The organism is Rickettsiales endosymbiont of Trichoplax sp. H2, from assembly GCF_009690945.1.
GTDB lineage: Bacteria > Pseudomonadota > Alphaproteobacteria > Rickettsiales > Midichloriaceae > Aquirickettsia > Aquirickettsia rohweri.
Window position 1 is genome coordinate 30,794 of record NZ_NPHZ01000003.1, and the last position, 21,648, is coordinate 52,441.

Annotated in this window: 20 protein-coding genes and 1 tRNA gene; 9 read left to right on the forward strand and 12 right to left on the reverse strand. The window is 26.7% G+C overall.

Annotated features, from left to right (window positions below; genetic code table 11):
• Nucleotides 1–14: 14 nt before the first annotated feature.
• The 3 genes from h2es_RS03785 to h2es_RS03795 are packed head-to-tail and all read right to left on the reverse strand — an operon-like array spanning nt 15 to nt 5,008.
• Nucleotides 15–2,276: a TrbL/VirB6 family protein gene (locus tag h2es_RS03785; protein ID WP_154511563.1), complete on the reverse strand. Its 2,262-nt coding sequence runs from the start codon at nt 2,274–2,276 to the stop codon at nt 15–17.
• Entirely contained in the window at nt 2,273–4,690 is a 2,418-nt protein-coding gene (locus h2es_RS03790) for a VirB4 family type IV secretion/conjugal transfer ATPase (RefSeq protein WP_154511565.1), read from the reverse strand. Before h2es_RS03790 ends, h2es_RS03785 begins: the two co-directional genes overlap by 4 nt.
• A 27-nt stretch (nt 4,691–4,717) precedes the next feature.
• Nucleotides 4,718–5,008, reverse strand: a complete 291-nt coding sequence (locus h2es_RS03795; RefSeq protein WP_126044686.1) for a VirB3 family type IV secretion system protein — start codon at nt 5,006–5,008, stop codon at nt 4,718–4,720.
• Between the two features lie 101 nt (nt 5,009–5,109).
• Here h2es_RS03795 and tmk point away from each other — a divergent pair, with 101 nt between their 5' ends.
• From tmk to h2es_RS03810, 3 genes are all read left to right on the forward strand, one after another.
• Entirely contained in the window at nt 5,110–5,727 is a 618-nt protein-coding gene (gene tmk, locus h2es_RS03800) for a dTMP kinase (protein ID WP_154511567.1), read from the forward strand.
• Between the two features lie 101 nt (nt 5,728–5,828).
• Nucleotides 5,829–6,890 carry a TAXI family TRAP transporter solute-binding subunit gene (locus tag h2es_RS03805; RefSeq protein ID WP_195909971.1) on the forward strand — a complete coding sequence of 354 codons (1,062 nt, stop codon included), beginning with the start codon at nt 5,829–5,831 and terminating at the stop codon, nt 6,888–6,890.
• Nucleotides 6,891–6,912: 22 nt separating this feature from the next.
• Nucleotides 6,913–7,821, forward strand: coding sequence for a glycerophosphodiester phosphodiesterase family protein (locus tag h2es_RS03810; RefSeq protein ID WP_154511571.1), 909 nt, complete (start codon nt 6,913–6,915; stop codon nt 7,819–7,821).
• Nucleotides 7,822–8,062: 241 nt separating this feature from the next.
• Here the strand turns inward: h2es_RS03810 and h2es_RS03815 are convergent, their stop codons facing one another.
• From h2es_RS03815 to greA, 3 genes are all read right to left on the reverse strand, one after another.
• Complete coding sequence (locus h2es_RS03815) at nt 8,063–9,946, reverse strand: MFS transporter (RefSeq protein ID WP_154511573.1); 1,884 nt, start codon at nt 9,944–9,946, stop codon at nt 8,063–8,065.
• Nucleotides 9,947–10,045: 99 nt separating this feature from the next.
• Nucleotides 10,046–10,122 (reverse strand) — tRNA-Arg (locus tag h2es_RS03820).
• The gene (gene greA / locus h2es_RS03825) at nt 10,122–10,598 is read right to left on the reverse strand and encodes a transcription elongation factor GreA (RefSeq protein ID WP_126044278.1); all 477 of its coding nucleotides are present in this window, start codon (nt 10,596–10,598) and stop codon (nt 10,122–10,124) included. The genes h2es_RS03820 and greA overlap by 1 nt, the downstream gene beginning before the upstream one ends.
• 210 nt (nt 10,599–10,808) lie before the next feature.
• Here greA and h2es_RS03830 point away from each other — a divergent pair, with 210 nt between their 5' ends.
• From h2es_RS03830 to rodA, 3 genes are all read left to right on the forward strand, one after another.
• Nucleotides 10,809–11,216, forward strand: a complete 408-nt coding sequence (locus h2es_RS03830) for a helix-turn-helix domain-containing protein (protein ID WP_126044279.1) — start codon at nt 10,809–10,811, stop codon at nt 11,214–11,216.
• Between the two features lie 65 nt (nt 11,217–11,281).
• Entirely contained in the window at nt 11,282–12,361 is a 1,080-nt protein-coding gene (gene prfA, locus h2es_RS03835) for a peptide chain release factor 1 (RefSeq protein ID WP_126044280.1), read from the forward strand.
• Nucleotides 12,358–13,473 (forward strand): rod shape-determining protein RodA, encoded by a 1,116-nt coding sequence (gene rodA, locus h2es_RS03840; protein WP_154511575.1) that lies wholly within the window; start codon nt 12,358–12,360, stop codon nt 13,471–13,473. Before prfA ends, rodA begins: the two co-directional genes overlap by 4 nt.
• Before the next feature lie 94 nt (nt 13,474–13,567).
• Here rodA and h2es_RS03845 read toward each other — a convergent pair whose 3' ends face one another.
• Nucleotides 13,568–14,902, reverse strand: coding sequence for a M48 family metalloprotease (locus tag h2es_RS03845; protein WP_154511577.1), 1,335 nt, complete (start codon nt 14,900–14,902; stop codon nt 13,568–13,570).
• The gene (gene csrA / locus h2es_RS03850) at nt 14,899–15,132 is read right to left on the reverse strand and encodes a carbon storage regulator CsrA (protein WP_154511579.1); all 234 of its coding nucleotides are present in this window, start codon (nt 15,130–15,132) and stop codon (nt 14,899–14,901) included. The genes h2es_RS03845 and csrA overlap by 4 nt, the downstream gene beginning before the upstream one ends.
• Nucleotides 15,133–15,204: 72 nt before the next feature.
• Here csrA and h2es_RS03855 point away from each other — a divergent pair, with 72 nt between their 5' ends.
• The 3 genes from h2es_RS03855 (at nt 15,205) to h2es_RS03865 (ending at nt 17,719) form a co-directional block, all read left to right on the forward strand.
• A complete protein-coding gene (locus h2es_RS03855; protein ID WP_154511581.1) occupies nt 15,205–15,975 on the forward strand; it encodes a flagellar biosynthetic protein FliR in 771 nt (256 codons plus the stop codon).
• The gene (gene flhB / locus h2es_RS03860) at nt 15,975–17,057 is read left to right on the forward strand and encodes a flagellar biosynthesis protein FlhB (protein ID WP_154511583.1); all 1,083 of its coding nucleotides are present in this window, start codon (nt 15,975–15,977) and stop codon (nt 17,055–17,057) included. The genes h2es_RS03855 and flhB overlap by 1 nt, the downstream gene beginning before the upstream one ends.
• A gap of 149 nt (nt 17,058–17,206) precedes the next feature.
• Nucleotides 17,207–17,719, forward strand: a complete 513-nt coding sequence (locus h2es_RS03865) for a GNAT family N-acetyltransferase (RefSeq protein WP_154511585.1) — start codon at nt 17,207–17,209, stop codon at nt 17,717–17,719.
• A 38-nt stretch (nt 17,720–17,757) separates the two neighbouring features.
• Here the strand turns inward: h2es_RS03865 and lpxC are convergent, their stop codons facing one another.
• From lpxC to h2es_RS03885, 4 genes are all read right to left on the reverse strand, one after another.
• Nucleotides 17,758–18,606: a UDP-3-O-acyl-N-acetylglucosamine deacetylase gene (gene lpxC, locus h2es_RS03870; RefSeq protein WP_154511587.1), complete on the reverse strand. Its 849-nt coding sequence runs from the start codon at nt 18,604–18,606 to the stop codon at nt 17,758–17,760.
• A 443-nt stretch (nt 18,607–19,049) separates the two neighbouring features.
• Nucleotides 19,050–19,796 (reverse strand): MBL fold metallo-hydrolase, encoded by a 747-nt coding sequence (locus h2es_RS03875; protein ID WP_154511589.1) that lies wholly within the window; start codon nt 19,794–19,796, stop codon nt 19,050–19,052.
• Nucleotides 19,797–19,802: 6 nt separating this feature from the next.
• Nucleotides 19,803–20,579, reverse strand: coding sequence for a TatD family hydrolase (locus tag h2es_RS03880; RefSeq protein ID WP_154511591.1), 777 nt, complete (start codon nt 20,577–20,579; stop codon nt 19,803–19,805).
• Nucleotides 20,579–21,565 (reverse strand): ribonucleotide-diphosphate reductase subunit beta, encoded by a 987-nt coding sequence (locus h2es_RS03885; protein ID WP_154511593.1) that lies wholly within the window; start codon nt 21,563–21,565, stop codon nt 20,579–20,581. Before h2es_RS03885 ends, h2es_RS03880 begins: the two co-directional genes overlap by 1 nt.
• Nucleotides 21,566–21,648 lie beyond the last annotated feature (83 nt).

Consider the following 21,648-nt stretch of genomic DNA (forward strand, 5'->3'; position numbering starts at 1 on the left):
CCCTTAATAATATGTCATATATTCATATCGCACATATCTCTTATGCTATTATCAATGCTTCTATTACTACCCGTCATTCCTGCACCAATCTCAACATTGTTAGCTATGGCACAAATTGGACTTTCTGAAGATCCTTTGCTTTTACATTGCTCAAATATACTTTGTGAAGTGGAGTCTAATTTTAAATCTCCAAAATATATATTATCAAATGTGGCAAGCATTAAAGCTAAAAATGCAAAATGCAAACCAGGATAAATTGCATATCCCAACAACATCTTAAACCATGCTTCATAAATACCTTTTGTAAAATCAAATAAAGCAAACGTTATCATTATTGGTGAAACTGCAACTAATATTGTTATTGAGAACATTGAAAGAATAAATATATGCACAAATTTAAACAGAATTTTTAGCAACATATATGAATAAACAAACATTGCTATCATTAATACAAAACCTATGCCACTAACTAAAATTAGTGCTGTAATAGACCAAATTGCAATAAGTCCAGCAAAAGAATAATTGCAAGTCCCCATATTTAAATAATTAATTAACCTACAATCAATTAAATCCCATACCGTCATTGTAATATATCCATTTGCCCCAACGGTCGATTTCATATCACCTGTTATTGGTATATTTCTTTGACTTAATATATTCCTATTATTGTAATCATATGTACAATGTCCTAATGGATCTGCCATATTTTGAGATTCCATAAAGTAACTAGCTATTTGTTGAGCCCCATCAGTAATACCATAATAAATCCCTACTTTTTTACCATTTTTATCAACTGAGAACCAAGCATTTCCTAAAGCAAAATAAAGAACTAATGCTAATTTTATTGCAAACATCAAGTAATCACTTCTTTTTAAATTACCTCCTGAATTCATAATCTTAATCCCTGTAAGACATAAATATAACGTCACTGCTGCAAGAACTATTCTCTTCAAATTTTTCTGTATTTCTGGAAAAAATCCTGTTTTATGATCTGGATTTATAAAAACCCTCTCTAGTAAATCTAATATACAGCCAACTGTTGTACTTGTTATATGCATATCACTCATTAAAAAATTTGATACTGATTTCTTATTTCCATTACCAGTATCTTCTCCAAGAATGCCACTGTTCATAGCTAAACCAAGAGTTTTTAAATCAGTTCTTCCATTACTAAAATATTCACATCTAGTACCTTCTCCCACTGCTAGATTAGGCACATCCACTAAATTAACTGGAGGAGGGACATAAGTGCACCCTACTCTTACTGGAAACAAAGTATATGGAGCTCCAACACATAATTGCACTTTACCGATAGTTGAATTAAATCTATAATATCCAATTAATCTAAAGAACCCTTGTGCATCACTTTCACCAGTTATATCAAATAAAGTTCCTAAGTCTTTTTTAAACGTACAAGAATCATGTTGACTTGCAAATCCATGTAGAAGAAACTCAAAAGCATCAGTCCAATCACCATTTTGTCCAAATATTCTTTCCCAAGTGCTTGTATGATAAACTAATACATGACCATCTGATAAAGCCTTTATATCCGTTGGCATGTTAGAAGGAACATCTTTAAATGTTAATTTCTTAGTTGGATTAGGAATAACTAATTGACCATATTGATTTGTGCAATAAGGTGATGCTTCCAACATATACCCATATGTATTATCCAATTTTTCTCTATAATCATCATCTGTTTCTATTAAGTTTCTCTTCAAACCAGGTTCATATTTAGGATCACAATGATAGAAAAAGGGAACATCCACTGCAGTAAGTGGTGGAAGAGGATTTTTACCTTGCACAAATTTTACATTACCATCACTATCTTTTGGTTCACACTCATATCCTAAAGCAAGATTTGCATATTCATGAGGTGCAATTATAAAAGCATTAGTACAAATATCAAGCATAACTAAATATTCAACACCAATTGCAACTAAAGCAAATATACTAGCTGGTGAAAATGATAAAAGCATATCCATATAAAGTATTGCTCTACCAATTGTAGCAAGTTCTGACCAACCGGCTCTAGATCCCTGTTTAATTGTGTTATTAGCTTTTAAATAATGCGGAATACTAACGTTATTAAAATCTCCAACTGATAACTGAAACACAGCTTTACCAGAGCTGAAACAATTATCAATATGAGAAAACCATGCACTACCATCTCTTGTTTTATTTTCATAATCTATCATTGTATCAAAGCTATATACTTTTTCATCTACGTAAAACGTAATAAAAAATAATAATAAAATAATTTTTACATACTTCATTTTTTAGACCTAATTTCTTTAAGTTTTTCTGAAAATTTTGGTATCCAAATATTTGGATCATTGCCATATTTTTTTCTTACCTCATCTAGTACAACAACAGTATCAGCTCTACCAGACAATATGTCAATTACATCACTCACACCACCTAAATCTACTTTTGCAACCACAGCATCATTACCTTGCTTTATTAAAAAGTACCTAGTACCTGGATCTGTTGTCTTGATTAACTGATACTCTCTCTCACTTAGCATAAAAGAAGTTTTATACACATCAGTAGCTTTTAAATTTGGTAAAAAAATCTGTGTTGCAGTTTGTTGAATCAATGTATCACTTATCTGGCTTTTACTAGCATCTTCCACGCTTTGAGTTGCAAATACAACAAAAGTATTTAGCTTCCTCAAAACTTTAAGCCAATCTTTAATTTTAGGAGCGAATATAGGATTATCTATTAAAGCCCAAGCCTCATCTAGTACAATCATACTTGGTGTTCCATCAAGAGATAAATTAATTCTATGAAATATATAAGTTAAAACTGGACCTAAACTTGCCTTATCTTTTAATAATTCAGCCATTTCAAAGCCAAAAACACTGGATTTACCAAAGTTAATCACATCATCATCATTATCAAAAATACTTGAATGAGATCCTCCTGAGTGCCACATAGCAAGTCTACCAGCAAGAGTTCCTGGCCCTGACATACCTAAAAATGCAGCAATATTAGATAACTTTCTATCTTTCTTATCTAATTTAAAATTACCTTCAATAGCACGTGTTAATAAATCAATATCTTGAGCAGTGATAGTCTCACCATTAACTGATACTAACTGCTTTAACCAATCAAGTAAAAACGTTTTATTTTCTCCTCTATCATCTAATTTCAATGGATTGAAATTACATTTTTTACTAGGATCAATTACAGTATATTCACCACCAAGTGCTCTTAAAAATATTTCTGCCCCTCTATCTTTATCAAAAAAGAATAATCTACATTGATATTTTTGAGATTGCGCACATAAAAAATTCATCAAAACAGTTTTACCAGCACCTGTTGGTCCTATAATTGTAGTATGGCCAACATCCCTTAAATGAAAATTAAAATAATATGGAGTTCCTGAAGTAGTATCCATAACTGTTACAGCATCACCCCAATGATTATCAAATTTTTTACCTGTAGGATAATTATGGAAAGAATTAAATGCCGCTAAATTTAAAGTATTAATAGTAGATGATCTAACTATATAATCATTATTACAAGGTAATTGAGCCCAAAAAGAAGGTTCCATATTTACTCTTTCTCTAACCCCAATACCACCTGTATTAGTAAGTTCAACTGATGCCATAGAAAGTGCATTTTCAAGTTCTTTTAAATTATCAGCAATACACATAATTGACAAATGATGTGTCCCAAATGCAATTTCACCACCCATTGCCATATCTAATGCTTCAGAAATTCCTGCAATCTGAGAAATTGCTTTATCACCCGCTTGAATCATCCTATTTTGTTGAAGCTGCATTTTTGCAATAGCTATTTGCCTATTAATAAACTGGAAAGATTGGGTGATAACAAACTCAAATGGCATTTGCAAAAATCCGTCCATCATGCCTGCCCATGTCTTCTGGCTATATTCCTTTAAACTAACCATACCTGCATATTTAGATCTACCATCAATTCCTTTTATCTCTATAGCTTTTTTACCAAAATAAAATCTTTGATTATTTACTAAATTATCAAGCTTACCAAATCCTATTAGAGCATTTGAATTACCTCCACAATTCACAATACTGTTAAAGAACTCTATTAATTCAGAATATTTTTGATTATTTCTCTCTATTATTCCAAGAACCTCTGGACTATACTGCCTTAAAGAATTAACTATTCTATTAGTAGCTTCTTGTAATTGTTCAAAACCTTCAACCATTGATTCATCTTCAGTCTTTTTGTTTGAATTTTTTGAAAATTTTTCTAAAAAATCATTAATGAATGATACACTAATATTCTTTTTAACCTTATAACAAATAGTTATGTATAGTTCATTTAAGAAACCTTTATGATTTTTATGCTTTTGTACCCATTTATCATCTAAAAAGCTAGCAAAACCATCTGGCATATCTATACTTCCTTGAGAACCCTCATAAACATCTTGTTTTTTTCTAACAATATGGAAATACAGACTAATACTTGGATCAGCCATACCTTTAAAAAGGAAATTTCTAACATTCTTCTTTATATCAACATCTTCATCATCAGCTGTTTCAAAAGAAAAGCCACCTAACCTTATTACTTGAATTAACTGGTTCTTCTTCGTATAAATGGTATTTTTATCTAAATGGTATAAATATGGTATAAAACCACTAAATAAATATTCTCTATTAATAAGAGCATTTTTCTCTGGTTTAGCTGAAAAAAATTTCATTATTTTACATCCCTTTTATTAAAAATATTAAAATGGATCATATGAATTTGCTCCATGAAAAAATTTATTTTTACACCTAGAACATTTTTCAGCTCTCACTTTAAACAATTCAATAAACAAAGGTTCTTTAGAACAAATATAATAACCTATGCCGTGAATTGGGAACGCAATAACTAAGTATAAAAACTTAGTTGTCATAATATACATCAACATACACACAAGCGCATTTACAATAAAAAAATTATAACTTACACCAAATAAAAGTGGAGGTCTTGTTAAACCTACAAATAGGTGGTCAGTAGTTAACGATCCTGGCATATCACTTTAAAAAAACACTTAAATTTATAGTAACTACTTGATTCTTTGAGTACAAGATATATTTTATAAATATCTAAAAAATATATGTTTTTTAAATACCTATGAATTTTATAACTTTTGAGGGATGTGATTTTTCAGGAAAATCAACTCAAATAAAATTATTACAAGAATATTTAGAAATCAATAATAAGAAAGTTTGTGTTACAAGGGAACCTGGAGGGACAATTTTAGCTGAAAAAATCAGAGAATTACTTTTGTTACGCAATGAAATATCTGACCCACTTATAGAATATTTATTAATTTCAGCTGCTAGAAAAGACCACGTTGATAATTTAATTAAAACTAAGCTAAAAGAAGGTTATTATGTAATTTCAGATAGATTTTATGACTCATCAGTATGTTATCAAGGTTATTATAAAAATTTAAACACTACCACCTTAAATATAATAAAAAAATTAACAATTAACAAATTTGAGCCTGACTTAACTTTCTTAATTGACATATCTGTTGATGAAATACTTAAAAGAAAAAATATAAAAAGAGCTGAAAACAATATTTACGACAATAAAAATCAAGAATTTTATCAAAAAATTAAAGCATCTTATCTAGAAATAGCAAATAAGAATCCCCATAGAATATTTGTTATTGATGGAAATAAAAAAGCTAAAGATATTAGTAAGCAGATAATTAAAATTTTTACAAAAAAATATTATAGTTGATTTAACATTTAAAATCATGCAATATTTTCAAATAAAATCAATTTTATCTCATGTTTATAAATAGACTACTACTAGCAGTTTTATTTGCTCTATCCTTTAACATGCAAATACTATTTGCAATTGAAAAACCTCAAAATCCCTTTGAAAAACCAAAAATACAAAATAAAGAAATTATTAACAATGCAGACATAGATAACACTATTAACAATAGTAAGAAGCCTAGTAATAAAATAAAAATATCTACAGATACTAAAATAAAAAAAGAGGAATTTTACAACCCAAAAACAATCACCATTGCAACTAATTATGCAAATAATAGCGTTGGCAAGGTTATTTGTAGCCTAGTAAATTATAATCAACATGTAACAGGTTTCGATTGTGTAACAAAGCAAACAAGCGGCAGCACAGAAAATATGAATAAACTAGAAAAGGGAGAAGTGGATTTTGCAATTGTTCCAGCCAGTATGATTTTTGATAAAATTCAAAATCAAAGTGATGAAAATAATAAATTTAGTAAAAATTATAGATTTATTTTATCGCTAGGAGATGAAGTATTAAACTTCATGGTGAATAAATACTCAAAAATAACAAGTATTGATGATATTAAAGGTAAAATAATAGATGTTGGCAGTAAAAATTCTGCATCTTATACTTTTTTACAAAAAATTTTAAAACAAAAAAAATGGACAGACAATGATTTTTCTGGAATTGAATACTTGAAATTCTCTGATAAAATTCACGCTTTATGCTCTAATAAAGTGGACGTATCATTTATATATGGTGGAATACCTGACACACGAGTTAGTAATATCACTAATTTCTGTGAAATCAGACTTATCTCCATAGATGATGAATTAATTAAAAATATATCATCTTCAAATTATTTTATAAATAAAGAAATAATCCCTGGAGAATTTTATCTTGGAAACCCTATTGAAATAAATACTCTTGGAAGCCCTACATTGCTTATTTCTTCAAATAATGTTGAAAAATTATCTGCATACAATTTAGCAAATCTTATAATTGATAACTTAAATACCTTAAGTAAAATTCATCCAGCATTTAATATCTCTCCCTTAAAAAAAATTGCTGATAATCAAAATCAAATACCTTATCATCAAGGTGTTAAATTACTGTTTCAAGAAAAAAATTTATCACAATAATTAATATTCATTTATTATTAAAATGCTTTATAAATTTTTTATATTAGTATTATTAATAACTAATTTATCTTCTTTAAAATTAAAAGCTGATTTGCCATTAATAATACCTCATAGAGGAGGAAAATCAGAATTACCAGAAAACACAATATTTGCTTTCACAGAATTAAAAAATCTTAAAATAAATATAATGGAAATTGATGTGCAAATTACAAAAGATGAAATTCCAATAGTTTATCATTCAAAAAATTTAAATCATAACACTGATAAAAATGGTGAAATTGTAGATCAAAATTTTGATATAATTAAAAATTCTAAAATTAAATCTCTTCAGTATTTAAAACAAGAATTATATATACCTTCTTTAGAAGAAGTTCTAATTAAATTTAAAGATATACAATTCATAATTGATTTAAAATCACTAAATACAAAACAGTTAATAGATGCTATAGCAAAAATTTTATCTAAAACTGAAAGCTGGGATAGAGTTATTTTTTACTCTACAAATATTGATCATTACAAATACCTAAATCAAAGATACAAACATGCTAAAAAGTTTGAAGCAAGAGATTATACTAGAAAAAGAAACTTGAATGTCATTTTAAACAATACATGTAATATACAATTAAATGATCCATGGATAGGATTAGAATTAAGAAGGGATATGATTATCAAAGAAAAATTTCTCCTAGGAGAAGGAGTAAATAAGATTAATATAAAATTATGGAACACAAATGTTATTAATTGCACTAAAAAACTATCAAAAGATGTTAAAATAGTGTTATTTGGAATTAACAATATTAGTGATTATTGCGAATCGATAAAACTAGGAGCATATGCTATACTAACAGATTATCCAAAAAAAATGTTAAACTATAAAAAACAATTAGATCAAAAAAATTTATATATTTGTGACAAACACAAAGATCAATAAGTTAATCTTCAATAACATATGATACCTTAGATTATATAACTAAAAAATAATTCATTAATACTAAATTAACATGTAAAGCACTATAAAAGCTAAAGTACAAAATTTGTTTTTATTACTTTTATTTCTTTTTTAACAATATATCTTTGCAATATTGAAACATTTTATTTTCTAAATAAATTTTCCCAGATATACCAAGCTTATCCCCAATAATCGCTATAAATTTTATAAAATAATTATTTGTTTACTCCGCCATCTTTTTTTGCATAATCGGACTTAAACCTTTTATTGTCTCCAGATTATGCATTCTATCCATCTTTTTGATTAATAACGCTTCATTATCTTCAACTAACTGCAACTTTTTTATTGTATCTTCAAAAGTTAATTTAATATATTGGCCATTTTTAAATCTTTTATTTGTCAATCTATCAACTATTTGAGCAATTCTAAAATTAAATTTCATTTCAATAAGATGTAAATCACACTTAGAATCTTCAATTACATCATGAAGTATTGCGGCGACTATCACATCTGTCTTTAAATATCTTTCCGCTACCATTTCTGCTACTTTAAATGGATGTGAATAAAATGGGTGTTCTCCACTTTTTCTCATAGCATTTCCATGCCACTTTTTAGCAAAAACCATAGATTTTTGTATTAATTTCAAATTAACATCCCTATTTTCCCTTTGAATTATTAATTTAATTTTTTCTAATAGATACTGCGAATATTTACATTCATTTTTAAAATCTTCATATTCTATTCCTAAATCATTATATTCAAAATCTCCTTCCTCTAAAGCTGTATCTATATATGGCAATTTTTCATTTGGATATTGATAATATGCTCCTCTAGTGATTTCTAATTTCTTAAGATAATTTTTACTCATGTTTAGTGATAATAATATTATAAAATAAACCAACCAAAGAGCATAAAATCCAATATAATTCTCCATATATACCAAAAAAAAACTAACAATTGTAAATGATAATGCACCAGATAAACCAAATAGCAACGCAAAACATGAAAATCTTTTATGTATAGGAATATAGTTAAAGCAACTTACTTCTAAACCAAACATTGGCATAGATGGGAGGAGTATTAATAATTGTATAATAGTTAATATATAAATATTTAAGTTATTACTTAACAAATATGGAATAAATGGCAAGAATGTCATAAAAACTATAACTGCATAACTAGTCAATTTTATAGGATGAACCTTTTTAACAAATTTTATAAACATAACTGTGATAAAAATTGAAATTACAGTAACTTTTAAATTTTGCAGTACTATTGAATCAAAGCTCATTCCTAGTTTTATCTTCATAATATCTCCCATATATATGTATGCAATATAAAAGCTTAAAGGAATGACTGAAGAAAATACAAAATACGATAATGCTAATTTTTTATCTATTTTTTCTTTTTGTAAAAAAGAAAAATCTTTGCTTTTGACTTGTTGATTATTTAATTTATCTCTATTTCTTATTCTTTTTTTATAATCAATAAATTCTGGCGTTTCTCTTAATTTAGTCCTTGCGATCAACCCCACAAATGCAATTATAACTCCAAACCAAAAAGCTAATCTCCAATTTAATGCAAAATATGTAGAAAATAATGCTATAATCAAGGCAACTAAACTACCAATACTTGCACAAATTTCAATTACTCCACTATATATAAATTTGTGAGGTCTTTTAAAAATCTCAGAAACATATAATTGCGCACCAACAATCTCACCCAAAGATGAAAAACTTTGCAAAATTCTACATAATATAACACCAAAACTAGCTAAAATACCAATTTCCACATAAGTTTTAAGATTAGCCATAATAAAGCAAGACAACCCCATTATAAAAGTTGTAATAATTATAGTATGTTTTTTACCTATAACATCACCTATCTTACCAATTAAAACCCCACCTAAAGGCCTAAAAAAAAATGTAACAGATAGTGCAAAAACACCTAATAATTTAGCAACAATAGGATCTGTTTGTGGAAAAAATAAGTCATTTAATAAAGTAGACATGTGAACATATAGCATAAAGTCAAAATATTCAAAAAAAGTACCAATAGAAAGAAGCCCTATTGTATTTTTTTGATACTTTGTAATATTATTGCTCATGCCATTTCCCAAGATAATTTATACCTAAGTAAGTAAAATACAATTTCAATAAAATTGCAAATAAATAAAGTTATCTGCATAGAGAATATTTTTATTTATTGGTGCATTTGGAGGGATTCGAACCCACGACCTATACCCTCGGAAGGTAACGCTCTATCCAACTGAGCTACAAATGCTAAATATAGTTAATTGATAAAATTTGATAATACTTTGTTCCTTTAGGAGTTTTAAATTCAAAACATTCTTCAATTTTTTTCCCCAACAATGCCTTAGCAAGTGGAGAAGAAATTGATATTAACCCTTTAGAAGCATCTGCTTCGTAATCGCTTACAATTCTATACACTATTTCTTCATCTTTTTCTTCATCTAATAATCTTATTGATGCACCATATTTTATTTCATCACCTTGTAATTTAGAAACATCTATTATTTCTGCTCTTGAAATTTTATCCTCTAATTCAGAAATTTTTGCTTCAATAAAGCCTTGTTTTTCTCTAGCAGCATGATATTCAGCATTCTCAGATAAATCACCATGTTCTCTAGCTTCAGCTATAGAATTAATAACATTAACTCTTTCAACATTCTTTAAATTCTTAAGTTCTAAATTAAGCTTATCTAAACCCTCTTTTGATATTGGAAACCTACTTACCATTTATTTTAATATAAATTTAACTTGATTAAAAAAAAAATATATACTATACATTAACAAATGTTGTTTTTAGAAAAGCTTATCACTATTATAGATATATATCAAGTTGAGTAGTCTAAAATTTATATATTTTTAGTGTTTGTAAGATGCGTGTAAAATGCGCTTTAATTTTTAATGGATAAAAATTGAACTAAGTGGGAGGGTTATAAACTTATGGTCAATTCTAATAATAAAATACATCATGTTGATTTACATGTAGGTAAAAGATTAAAACAAAAAAGAATAGAAAAAGGTATTAGTCAAGATGATCTTGCAGGTTCGGTTAACCTAACCTTCCAACAAGTACAAAAATATGAAAAAGCCACAAATAGAATTAGTGCAAGTAAACTTTATGATTTTGCTAAATTTTTAGGAATTGACGTAAAATATTTCTTTGAAGGAATTGATGATTATGTTACTCCAGAAGTAAAAATTAATTATGCATCTGATGTAAATAAAAATTCATTTGGAATCAATATAAAATCAAAAGAAATTGAAAATTTAGTTGAGCATTATAAAAAAATACAAACTGCAGAGGTAAGAAAAAATATATTAACATTATTAAAATCTTTATCTTCATGAAAGCTTGATAGATTCAGTTTAAACTGTTAAGTTCAAAGCTAATTTTCATAAAACACATTTTTATTATGGCATTTGAAGATAGGCTAAAGAACATTATTAAAAAATATAATAGTTTAAACGACAAATTATCAGATCCTTCAAAGATATCTTCTCAAGACTTTGCTAAAATAGCTAAAGAACATTCAGATTTATCTGAAATAAATAAGCATGCTACAAAATATTTAGAAAATTTAGAACTATTAAATGAAGCTGAAGAACTATTAAAAACCAGTGAAGAAAAAGAACTAAAAGATTTAGCGTTAGAACAAAAAAAAGAATCAAAATTAAATTTAGAATCTTTAAAAGAAACACTTAAAATAATGCTAATCCCAAAAGATATTGCAGATGAAAAAGGTGCAATTATTGAAATTAGAGCTGGAACAGGAGGTGATGAAGCAGCTTTATTTGCAAGCACATTATTTAGAATGTATCAAAAATACGCTGAGAATAGAAATTGGAAGTTTGAAATTTTATCAGTATCAGGAATTGTACTAGAAGGATGTAAAGAAGCAATGGCATCTATATCAGGAAAAGGAGTATATAAAAGACTAAAATTTGAATCTGGAGTTCATAGAGTACAAAGAGTGCCTACTACTGAATCAAGTGGAAGAATACACACTTCCGCTGCCACCGTCGCAGTATTACCAGAAGCTGAAGACATTGATTTAAAAATTAATGATAAAGATTTAAGAATAGATTCATATAGATCAAGTGGAGCTGGAGGACAACACGTTAATACTACAGATAGTGCAATAAGAATTACACATATACCAACAGGTTTAGTAGTAGTACAATCAGAGAAGTCACAACATCAAAATAAAGCTAAAGCTTTAAAAATTTTAAAATCTAAATTATATGATATTGAAAGAGAAAAACAGAATAAAGAAATTTCAGATTTAAGAAAAGTACAAGTAGGTAGTGGTGATAGATCTGAAAGAATTAGAACTTATAATTTTCCTCAAAATCGAATAACTGACCATAGAATTAATTTAACTACCTATAATTTACAAGAGGCTATACAAGAAAGCAATATAGATCAATTTATTGATGCATTAATCGCCGATGATCAGGCAAAAAAAATATCTCAAGATGATAATGATGAATGATGAATTCAAAATATTTAATTAAAAAAAATTTATTCTTAATAAAATTTTTTATTATTTTAGTTATCATATTAATATTTACAAACCTTTTAGCTATGCTATCAATTGCTGGAGGAGTATTAGATAGCTTAGTAACAAAGCAAATTATTATTACATCTATTTCATTTTTAATAATTTTTATTTTTTCAATTATTAACATAAATTTTATATTTACTAACTCCTATTATATATATTTTTTTATACTCTTAACATTACTTATTACTAATTTTATGGGATATAAAGCTATGGGTGCTAAAAGATGGATAAATTTGGGCTTCATTAACATACAACCCTCTGAATTCATGAAAATTGGCATTATTTTAGCATTAGCTAAATTTTTTCATAATTGTCATGTAAATGATATAAAAAAAAATAGGTATCTTATATTTCCAATAGCTCTAGTATTATTACCATCAATAATAATATTAAAACAACCTAATTTAGGCACATCAATTATTATTATTTTAACTGCTACAACTATTTTTTTCATCTCAGGTGTTAAAATTAGATTATTTGTTTATTTATTTATCTCTTCTATCATAAGTTTACCTGTTATTTGGAGATTTTTACATAATTATCAAAAGACTAGAATATTAACTTTTTTAAATCCTCAAACCGATACTTTAGGTGCAGGATATAACATAATACAATCAATTATAAGTATTGGATCTGGTGGAACTTTTGGAAAAGGTTTTTTAAAAGGATCACAAAATCAACTAGATTTTTTACCTGAAAATCATACAGACTTTATATTTGGATCAATTGCAGAAGAAGGTGGATTTATTGTATGCTTAACATTACTATGTGTGTATATATTACTTATACTAACTTTATATTTATTAGCTTTACAATGCTATTCTCAATTTTATAGAATATACGTCCTTGGCTTTGCATCACTTATTTTCTTTCACGTTTTAATTAATATAGGAATGATATCAGGACTTTTACCAGTTGTAGGAGTTCCACTTCCAATACTTTCATATGGAGGATCAAATTACTTAACAATGATGATCGGCGTAGGATTAACTATAAATATTTTTTTTAATAAACACCAAATTTTAGTAAAAGGTACTTAATATTTTTATATTATTACTGTTTAAAAATCATTATCAATAGCTTCAACTATTTACTCTATAGCATATTGTAAATTTACATTTTTTAATTATTATCTTAATGCATCTCACTGAATTTTTTCTCAAGTAAAATGATCTGATTTTTTTGCTCTATTGTTTTAGCATATTTCTGAGCTCTTTTTAAAAAGATCTCAGAAAGCTTTTTATCTCCAACTATAATAGAACTTTCAAAATAATGTTTGTTAGCTTCAAAATAATCCTTATTTATATAATATGCATTACCTAATTTTTTCCATATTTCTGCCACTGAACTATAGTGAAATATAACTTCTTTCAATAATTCAATTGCCCTTTTAATATTCATTTTTTTTATAATTAATTGATTAGCTAATTCATATTTAGAAATATATAATTTTGGGTCCTTTTTAGTAACCATTTGATAATAATAATTAGATTGTGATATATCACCTGATTCAAATAATAATTGAGCTTTTGTTATATAATAATAAATATAATTAGGATTTTTTTTAATTAATTTATCAATAATCTCAATTGCTTTTTCAAAATTTTTATTTTTACTATATGCAATACAATTAGCATATAAACAATAATCTTCCTTACAATCATAAATCTTGTTAGTATCTGTAAAAGAGTTAGTGATAGCAAATAATTTTGCTTTAATTATATTAAATTCGTTAATTAATGATTGATTAGTATATTTAGAATTCTTATTTAAAATTACCTTATCATTTACTGATTCAATAAATCTTATGCGTTCACTAGTAAGGGGATGAGTCAATCTATATGAATTTTTAAAATTGTATATTCGCTCTCTATTCTCTAATTTTTTAAAAAAATTTATCATCTCTTTTTTATGAATCCCAAGCTTAAACAAATAATCTAAAGCTAATTTATCTGCAGCATATTCATTATGCCTACTATGCCTTAGGATATCTAAATGTGCCATTTCAGCGCTACCTAAGGCACCTATCGTTGCAACACCAGGTTTATTAATAGAAATACCAATTGCTAACCCTAAAATAGTTGAAAATATAGCTTTCTTTTTTTCTAAATTAATATTTTCTTCAAATTTTAATATGTGATTTTGTTTTATATGAGCTATTTCATGGGCTATTACACCTATTAAGCCTTCTATATTATCAATATTTGATATTAAACCAGAATATACATATACATTTTTATTATCAATAACATACGCATTTATTGTATTTGACAATATAATTTGTACCTTTATACCCCTACCTTGAAGATTTGACACCTTCAAAATAGGAGTAGTCAAATTATCAAAAAAATCAATTACTTCATCATCGTATAATATCTGATCCGAATAACACTTACATATAAAAGTAATATATAAAAATAATACATATATATATTTTTTGATTTTAGTTTTATAAAGAAAAATACTCATTCATTAATATCATCTTGTTCAACTTTTTTATCTGAATTTTCATCAAAAGATAAAAGTGCCTCCATATTTTCTTTCACAATTACATCATGAACCTCTTTTCTTAAAACAGTAGAAGATTTTGGCGTTTCAATTCCTAATTTTACTGAATTTTTGTTAATTTCAATAATAGTAATATTTATATCATTATTAATAATAATTGATTCATCTATTTTTCTTGTCAAATATAGCATTTTTAATATATGTTTAAAATTTAACTAATTATAACTTATTTTTTTATTTTGTTATAGGCTTAATCTAATAAAATGAATTTATCAAATTTCTCTGTAAATTTCATTTATACCTTTTTAATAATCTTTAGTAGAGTTGGTTGCGTAATGATGTTTACACCAGGTATTGGCGAACATCTTATTAATACTAGAATAAGATTGTTATTTGCAGTTATCCTAAGCTCTATTTTATTACCTATCATATTTCCATCTAAATTAATTATAATACCTGATAGCTCAATACAATTATTTTTGAACATATCAGGCGAGATTATCATAGGATTATTTATAGGATTATTTCTTAAAATAATTGTATCAGTTGTAAATATATTTGGATTTGTAATTAGTAACTCTATGGAACTTTCTGCAGCAACACTTGTAGATCCTTCACAATCATCTCAACAAGGCACATTACTTGGAAATTTTTTTACAATTTTAGCTATAGTTTTAATCTTTGCCACAGGAATTGATCATATTGTCATTAATAGCCTAGCATTAAGCTATAAAACATTCCCTATATTTAGTTATGCTGAATTTAATTCTGATTACACTCAATCTATAATGAAAGCTGTTAATGAAGTATGGATCATTAGTATAAAAATGGCATCATCCTTTATTATTATCAGTTTATTAATAAATATTGGTAGTGGTATTTTATCAAGACTAATGCCACAACTTCATATATTTTTTCTCATAATACCTATACAATCATTAATTGGATTTTTATTTCTTTCTATTACAATATCAACATTGATGATTTGGTTTATTGAAACATATAAAAATTATATAAATAATCTATTTATCTAATGTCTGAATTACAACAAGAAGATAAATCACAGAAAACCGAGCAACCTACTCCCAAAAAAATAGAGGATGCTAAGAAAAAAGGTAATATACCTTTATCAAAAGAATTTAACAGCTTTATACTTTTTATATTTATTGCAATACTAATAATACTTATAATGCCTAAAATTAGTATAAAATATCTAAGCAATCTTTCTTATTTTATTGAACAACCAAATCAAATTATTTTAAGCACAGCTACTATAAAGCATTTAATTACACAGGTATTAATTACTTTATTCTTTATTGTTTCAATTCCTTTTTTGTTTTGTTTAATAGCAGCTATTCTTGGAAACTTACTTCAAAATGGTGTGCTATTTGTTCCTGAATTTATCAAATTTCAACTTAATAGAATTTCTATTATTTCAGGATTTAATAAAATCTTTTCATTTAACTCAATTGTTGAATTAATTAAAGGCTTATTCAAAATCTTGATTATAAGTATTGCTATTTATCTAACAATAAAATCAGAAACATATAAATTTTCTATGCTACACACATTGAGTATGTTAGAAATATTAGATTTTTTTAATCAATCTTTGCAACAAATCTTTATCTCTGTTTGCATTATTATGTTTTTTTTGGCAGCTATTGATCTTATTTATCAAAGAAATAAATATATCTCAAATTTAATGATGAGTAAGGAAGAAATTAAAAAGGAACTAAAAGAAAGTGAAGGTGATCCTCAAATAAAATCAAAATTAAAAAGTTTAAGAAATAAAAAATTAAGAGAAAGAATGATGTCAAAAGTAGCAAATGCTGATGTTGTAATAACAAACCCCACTCATTATGCTGTTGCTTTAAAATACTCCCCTGATGATGATTCTGCACCTGTAGTTGTTGCAAAAGGCTTAGATAATATTGCTCTTATAATTAGGGAAATTGCCGAAGAAAATAATGTTCCTATATACGAAGATCCACCACTAGCTCAAACTCTTTATAAAACTGTTGAGATTGATGAAGAAATTCCTTTCGAACATTACAAAGCTGTTGCAAAAGTAATAACCGAAGTAATGAAATTAAGAGGGAAAAGGTTTGATGCTTAATAAACATTTTTATTACCAAAGCTAGATTTAACTATTTCTTGAAATTTTTTATCTATTTTATTTTTTTACTTCATAAGTATGTATTTTATAATGATTTATTTTTATATTAAGGTTATCATTATTAATAAGAGTTTGGCAAAGTTGAGGAAATGAAGAGTTCTTTACTAGAAACTGATAGATTATATATAAAAATTCCTAAAATAACAAGTTTGGATAATTGGTATAATTTGCAATGCGATCATCAAGTAATTAAATATATAGGAAATGGCAAATCTTTAAGTAAATTGCAAATCCAAAAAAATTTATATAAAAATATTGAATACTTTAAAAAATATAACTACTCATTTTTTGATATAAATTTAAAAAGTAATAATAATTTCATCGGCATAGCAGGCTTATTTAATTTAGAATTCAATGAAAAAAATAAAAATATCGAAATAGGATATATATTTAATAAAAATTCTTGGGGACACGGATTTGCAACAGAATGTATGAAACTGTTAATTGATTATGGATTAAATAAAATAAAATTAAAAAATATATATGCTTGTTGCCATAAAGATAATAAAGCATCTAAAAACGTTATAAAAAAATGTGAAATGAACTATGTAAAGAAATATAAGTATAAAGGAATAATTGATTGCAATCTTTATATAATCTAAATTTATATAAGCATCTTTATTTGAAGTTTTAATTAAGTTTATATAATTTTATATGAATCTGGTGTAGAGAATATCTTTTTCAACACCTCATTATTTAAATTGTGTCCAGCCTTATTTGCTTTTATATTACCAACAATACGATACCCCGATAAAAATAAATCTCCTATACAATCTAATATTTTATGCTTAACAAACTCATCTTTACACCTAAGGCCATCAGAATTCATAATCCCATTTTCATTTAAACCAATCGTATTCTTAAGAGATGCACCCATAGCAAGGCCATTCTTTTTTAAAACTTCAACCTCATTGTAAAAACCAAAAGTTCTAGCATTTCCTATTTCTTTTTCAAATTGACTTGAATCTGATAGAGTATAATTTTGATGACCTATGGACTTATGATCAAAATCAATATCAAAATCAATTTGAAAATCGTCTGAAGTATCAATTATTATTTGTTTACCATCTTTATCAACAGAAATTGTATTTAAAATTTTCAAATATTTCCTTTTTTTTGATTGTTTTTGTATACCGGAACTTTTAATAAGATTTATAAATTCCTTAGAACTACCATCCATAGCAGGAACTTCAGGACCAGACACCTCAATCAAAGCATTGTCTATATTCATACCCCACAATGCAGCCATTATATGCTCAATTGTTGCAACTTTTACCCCACTTTCATTAGAAATTTCTGTGCATAATTTTGTGTTAGAAACATTAAAAAATTTTGCATCTATTATATTATTCTCACTAATATCAGACCTTTTAAAAACTATTCCTGAGTTCTCTTTAAGTGGAGATATGGAAAGATTGATCATCTCACCACTATGCAAGCCAATACCTGAAATAACTTGCTTGCTACATATAGTTTGCTGATAACTCATTTAATAAATCCATATTACTTTTAATATAAGTAATACCCTTATTTATAAGCTTTATTAAATAAAATAATATTACAAATTATTGCAATATATATTTTTTTTAAAATTAACCTGAGCTGCAGATAAGAATTGCTCTATAAAAAGCTAGGCCACTATACAGCAATATTTAGCACAGTTAGGAACAACGATATAGTCATTGCAAGGGCACAAATTGCTCGTGGCAATCCAGGAAAATTATCAACAAACATAAATATAGCAACAATTCTGGATCACCACAGTCGAAACTAGCGTCCCTCCTTCGTGTGATGACATATATAGCAACAATCATTGCGAGGATACGATAGCATCCGTGGCAATCCAGATATAGAATCTTCTTCATTATTATAAGATTTGCATAAATTTCTTATTTTTTATCTGCAGTTCGGGTTATATTATTACACCATACATTAAATTTTAAGATTATCATAAGCCGCAATCACATTCTTTGGTAATATTTTTGAAATTTCCTCATATTCAATTTCGTGAGCCATATGAGTTAGAACTGCCAATTTCGGTTTAATCCTTTCTATGAGCAATAAAGTTTTTTCAAGATAAGAGTGAGTAGGAGCATAAGAGTATCTCATACAATCAACTATCCAAACATCTAAATTTTCTAATTTTTCAAAAGATTTCTCAGGTATTTCATTAAAGTCAGTAGAGTAAGCAATATTTTCTAACCTTATACCTTGTGAAATAATAGACCCATGGATTTGATCAAAAGCACTCACGTTAATATCACCTATTTTTTGAGATTTTTCTAATTTTATCCTTTTTAATAATGAATAATATAATGGAGAATTATTTTTGAAAATATAATCATATCTTTTGCTCAAACTTTTAAAAGTGCTGTCGTCTATATATGCATCTATTGGCTTTTTATCTTTACATAACCTTCTAACATCATCTATTCCTGCAACGTGATCAGAATGATCATGAGTATATATAACTGCGTCAATTTCTATTATATTATTCTCCAAGCATTGTTGTCTCAAGTCAGGAGATGTATCAATTAATATTTTGGTATCTTTATATTCAACAAATATTGATGGTCTTTTTCTTTTATTTTTTTTATTCGTAGACTTACATACAAAACAATCACAATTTATGCAAGGAACACCATGCGAGTTCCCACATCCTAAAATAGTAATTTGCATTTTTATTTAAACTTTAGCTTTGTTAAATAGATTAAAAAAGTTTTTTGTAGTTATGTCTATAAAATTATTTAAATCTAAGTCTAATAATTTGGCCATAAATTCTGCAGTATATTTTAAATATGCTGGCTCATTATCTTTACCTCTCATTGGCACTGGAGCAAGATAAGGTGCATCAGTTTCTAATAAAATTTTTTCAACTGGTATTTTTTTAAAAGTTTGTTGAATATCTTTTGCATTTTTAAAAGTGATAATACCTGAAGCTGAAATATAAAATCCCATATCAACACATTCATTTGCAAGCCACTGACTAGCAGTAAAGCAGTGAATTACACCAGAAAATTTTTTAATTTTCATATACTTTTTCAAAATCTCAACAGTATCTTTATCTGCTGACCTGGTATGAACTATTATAGGCAACTTAGATTCTTGAGCAGCAATAATATGTTCAATAAAACTCTCTTTCTGCACTTTCTCATTATCTTTAGAATAGTAATAATCTAATCCTGTCTCTCCAATACCAATTACTTTTTGTTTATTAGTGAATTTTAATATTTCTCCAGCCTTAATTATACCCTCTTCAACTAAATTAAGTGGATGATTACCGATAGAACAAAAAATCTTATTATGAGATTCAGATAATTTATATATTTTATCAAATTCGCTAATCTTAGTGCATATTGTTTGCATTAAACCAATATTGTTATCAAACGCTCTTTGAATTACAGATTCTAAATCTCTGTTTAGTACCTCAAAATCAAGATGACAATGTGAATCAACTAACATTATTTTTGATCTGCATCTTTAAAAATCATAAATGCATCTTCCCAAGAACCAGTTGTAGCTGATTTTGCATATTCAGTTACTCTATTTTCAAAGAAATTCGTATGCTCAGGAGCATTAAGGATTTCGTCCAACCATGGTAGAGGATTTTTTTGGATTTTATATATAGGATTTAATCCTAATTGTTTAAGCCTCCTGTCAGCTATAAACCTAATATAGCTTTTTATATCATGCTCATCCATTCCCTCAATTGCCCCATCAAACTTAAATGATAAATCAATAAAAGCATCTTCATGCTCAACAATATCTTGACATGCTTGATAAAGAAAATCTTTTAATTCGTCGTTCCAAACTTCACTATTTTCACTTATAAAAGTTTTAAATAATTTAATTATTGAAAGAGTATGCAAAGTCTCATCTCTTACAGACCAAGCAACAATTTGTCCCATACCTTTCATTTTACCAAATCTTTGAAAATTAAGCAACATTGCAAATGAAGCAAACAACTGAAGTCCCTCTGTAAATGCCCCAAAAACTGCCATAGTTTTCGCTATATCAATTTTAGAATCAACATTAAACTGCTGCATGTAATCATATTTATCTTTCATTTCTTTGTATTTCATGAAAGCTTGATATTCAACCTCTGGTATTCCTAATGTATCTAGTAAATGAGAATAAGCATCAATATGTATAGTTTCCATATTAGAAAAAGCAGAAAGCATCATTTGAACTTCTATAGGTTTAAATATTTTAGAATAATGCTTCATATAACAATTATTAACTTCAATATCTGCTTGAGTAAAAAACCTAAATATCTGAGTTAAGAGATGCTTTTCTTGCTCAGAAAGTTTTTTTCTCCAATCTTGTACATCATCTGCCATTGGAACTTCTTCAGGCAACCAATGAATTTGTTGTTGTTTTTTCCATGCATCATATGCCCAAGGATAATGAAATGGTTTAAATATAGGTTCAGCAGTAAGTAAAGACATAAATAGTATTATTTTATTATTATCTACACAATATATAGTTTTTTTTCATTATTTTTACAATATATAATTTATATATTTTAATA